This window comes from Rhizobacter sp. P3_B12, from assembly GCF_056402895.1.
Genome location: NZ_JBFUGN010000805.1, coordinates 1 through 2861 on the forward strand (window position 1 = coordinate 1; position 2861 = coordinate 2861).

Consider the following 2861-nt stretch of genomic DNA (forward strand, 5'->3'; position numbering starts at 1 on the left):
GCAGCGAGGCCGGCACCGGCTCGCCGCGCGGGCTGGTGTCGACCCGCCAGCCTTGCGCGCCCAGCACGCCGGCGATCGACACGGCGAGGGGCTGGTCGTCCTCGACCAGCAGGATCAGCATGAGGGCGCGGCTCCTGGCGACATGCGAGGGTCAGCGCTGAATCCAGTTGACGACCTTCAGCCCCGGCACCTGTCGGAAGTGCTTCTCGTTGTTCGTCACCACGACAGCTTGCAGCGCCAGCGCATGCGCCGCGATCATTTCGTCGAACTGGCCGATCGGGCGACCGGTCAGGCGCAGGTGGGCACGCAGGGTTCCGTGGCGGTCTGCCGCAAGCTGGTCCCACGGCTCGCAGCGCACGCACGCCAGGAATTCGTCGACCAGCGCCTCGAGACGGCGGGCCGGGGCCGCCAGGGCAACTCCGAAGCGCAGTTCGGAATACGTGACGGCGGAGATGCAGACATCTGCCGGGTCGAGGGCTGCCAATTTGCTGTCAGCGTCGGAGTGCCTCTTGATCACCGCGCTGCAGATGTTCGTGTCCAGCAGATAGAGCATCCATCACTCCTTCCAGTCGGAGAACGGATCGCGCTCCTGTGGTACAGCGGATCGATCGGCAAGGAAGTCATCCGGAACGACAGACGGGTCCTTGTCACGCAGCTCGAAGAAATCTGACCAGCTCTTGGCAGGTCGGCTGGACAAGACCACATCACCGGTCCGGGGGTCGCGTCGGACGTACACCTCCGGCACATCGAAGCGAAACTCCGCCGGCAGTCGAACGGCCTGGCTGCCGCCGTTCATGAAGATCCTGGCCGTCTTCGCCGCATCGCTTCTCATGAGGGTGCCTCCGAAAATATATACACATGTAGATATTAACGGGACGCACCCTGTCGTGCAAGGCGGTGCACTCCATCGGAATGCACCGCTGGCCTCAACCGCGCCGCGCCTTCTCGATCGCCGCGATGTCGATCTTCTTCATCTTCATCATCGCCTCGAAGGCGCGCCCGGCCGCTGCGCTGTCGGGGTCGGTGATGGCGTCGATGAGGGCGCGCGGCGTGATCTGCCACGACAGGCCCCAGCGGTCCTTGCACCAGCCGCACTCGCTTTCCTGGCCGCCGTTGCCGACGACCGCGTTCCACAGGCGATCGGTCTCGGCCTGGTCGTCGGTCGCGATCTGGAACGAGAACGCCTCGCTGTGCTTGAAGATCGGGCCGCCGTTCAGACCGATGCACGGCACCCCGGCCACGGTGAACTCGACCGTCAGGATATTGCCCTGCTTGCCGTCAGGGTAATCGCCCGGCGCGCGGTGCACCGCACCGAGCTTGCTGTCGGGGAACGTCGCTGCATAGAAGGTGGCGGCGTCGAGCGCCGTGCCGTCGTACCAGAGGCAGATGGTGTTCTTGCTGGCCATGTCGCGTCTCCTGCAGGATTGAACGAGGCCGACAGTATGGCCTCTGGGCGCGCCTGCAGGAATCAGACAGTCACGCGTTCAGCAGCTTGCGGCCGGCGATCACGTCGTCGAGCTCCTTCAACAGCGCTGCCTTCATGCCGGCCGATGGATTCCACGGCGTCGCGGCCGCTTCCTGCCCGGCATCGAGCCAGCGCCAGCCGGCGCGGCCGAAGCGGCTCGCGGCGACCTGCAGCCGCAGGCCGTGCGGGATCCTGCCGGCCTCCTGGGCCGCCCGCAGCCGCGACTGCAAGGCCTCGGCCCAATCGAACAAGGCCGCGATCTCCGCGCGGGCCGGCTCGGGGTCGACGTAGGCGCCACCCCAGGGCAGCTGGATGAAGAGCGCGACTGCGCCGGTGACCAGGTAGCAGTGCACCGCCCAGCTGTTGCTGCCGTGGCCGTCGAAGCCGACCAGCGCGTAGTCGTCGGGGCCGGGCCGGCTCTCGACCTCGGCCAGGAAGTGATCGATGTCGTACGGCGACGAGGCCACCGCCCGCGTGGCGAACCAGCCCTTGGCCTGCGGTTTCAGCGCCGCGGCCAGCGCGGCCGGCATCGGCGGAAACGGCAGGCCATCGGCCTCGAACAGCGCCTGGGCGGACTCGGTTGCATTCATGGGAAAGGTCTCACCAGTTGTGGTTGGCATGGTGGCGCTCGCGTCCGATGTAGCTGTTCTCGGCGGTCAGCTGGGCCTGCACGCCGGGCTGCTCCCAATCACCCGGGTGGAYGATGTTGCCTTCGGTGCGCAGCTTCGCGATGTGGTCCTTGACGCCCTCATGGCGCGCGATCGCCGCCTGGATCTCGGGCTCGCTCAGCTTGTTGCCCAGCATCGCACGGATGTCGCGCGACGTGAGCGAGTTGATCGAACGGGCCATCTCGGTGTCGACCACCGGCGGCAGGGCGGTGCCGCGGAAGCCGCGGCGCATGCTGTCGTTGTCCACCCACTGGATGCCGGCCGGGTCCGTCAGGTTCTTGCCGAAGCACTGGTCGTTGTCGATGCCCATGACCTTGGCGGTGCCGTACGGCTCGGGCTCGCGCTTGAAGTCGATGAAGTAGTTGTTGGCATGGCGATCGCCTTGCCCGGTGATGTGGTCGAGCAGCTGCAGCTTGGTGACCTCGGCCGCCACGACCCCGCGTGCCAGCGTGCTCGCCCCGATCTCGGCGGCCGGCTTGCCACGGGCCAGTTCCATCACCAGGCCGAGGTCGGGATCGACGGCGCCGCGCCCGGTGTCGATCACCGCCATCCGGGTGCTCGGGACCACGTCGAAGCCGAGCTTCTTCGCGACGCCGACGGTCGCGATGTTGCGCATCGCGATCTGCGGATCGTCCAGCGGGATGCCGGTCGCCGCGGCGACCCAGCCGTTCTCGTTGGTGCTCAGCGGCTTGAAGACACCGTCGAACGCCGTGCCGTCGGGGTTCTTC

The 2861-nt window shown here is 67.4% G+C and carries 5 protein-coding genes; all 5 read right to left on the reverse strand.

Going from position 1 to position 2861, the window contains the following annotated elements; all coding sequences use genetic code 11:
* Positions 1 to 151 precede the first annotated feature (151 nt).
* Positions 152 to 553 (reverse strand): type II toxin-antitoxin system VapC family toxin, encoded by a 402-nt coding sequence (locus AC1D01_RS28275; protein ID WP_477872328.1) that lies wholly within the window; start codon positions 551 to 553, stop codon positions 152 to 154.
* Between the two features lie 3 nt (positions 554 to 556).
* Complete coding sequence (locus AC1D01_RS28280; protein WP_477872330.1) at positions 557 to 832, reverse strand: antitoxin; 276 nt, start codon at positions 830 to 832, stop codon at positions 557 to 559.
* A gap of 94 nt (positions 833 to 926) precedes the next feature.
* On the reverse strand, positions 927 to 1406 hold the full coding sequence (locus tag AC1D01_RS28285; RefSeq protein WP_477872332.1) for a VOC family protein: 480 nt from the start codon (positions 1404 to 1406) through the stop codon (positions 927 to 929).
* A 70-nt stretch (positions 1407 to 1476) separates the two neighbouring features.
* Positions 1477 to 2055, reverse strand: coding sequence for a hypothetical protein (locus tag AC1D01_RS28290; RefSeq protein ID WP_477872334.1), 579 nt, complete (start codon positions 2053 to 2055; stop codon positions 1477 to 1479).
* A gap of 10 nt (positions 2056 to 2065) precedes the next feature.
* The coding region (locus AC1D01_RS28295; protein WP_477872336.1) for a protein kinase family protein at positions 2066 to 2861 on the reverse strand (796 nt) is incomplete at its 5' end.

Coding starts and splice junctions, on each gene's coding strand:
- AC1D01_RS28275 (WP_477872328.1), bottom strand. CDS start 553: ATGCTCTATCTGCTGGACACGAACATCTGCAGCGCGGTGATCAAGAGG.
- AC1D01_RS28290 (WP_477872334.1), bottom strand. CDS start 2,055: ATGAATGCAACCGAGTCCGCCCAGGCGCTGTTCGAGGCCGATGGCCTG.
- AC1D01_RS28285 (WP_477872332.1), bottom strand. CDS start 1,406: ATGGCCAGCAAGAACACCATCTGCCTCTGGTACGACGGCACGGCGCTC.
- AC1D01_RS28280 (WP_477872330.1), bottom strand. CDS start 832: ATGAGAAGCGATGCGGCGAAGACGGCCAGGATCTTCATGAACGGCGGC.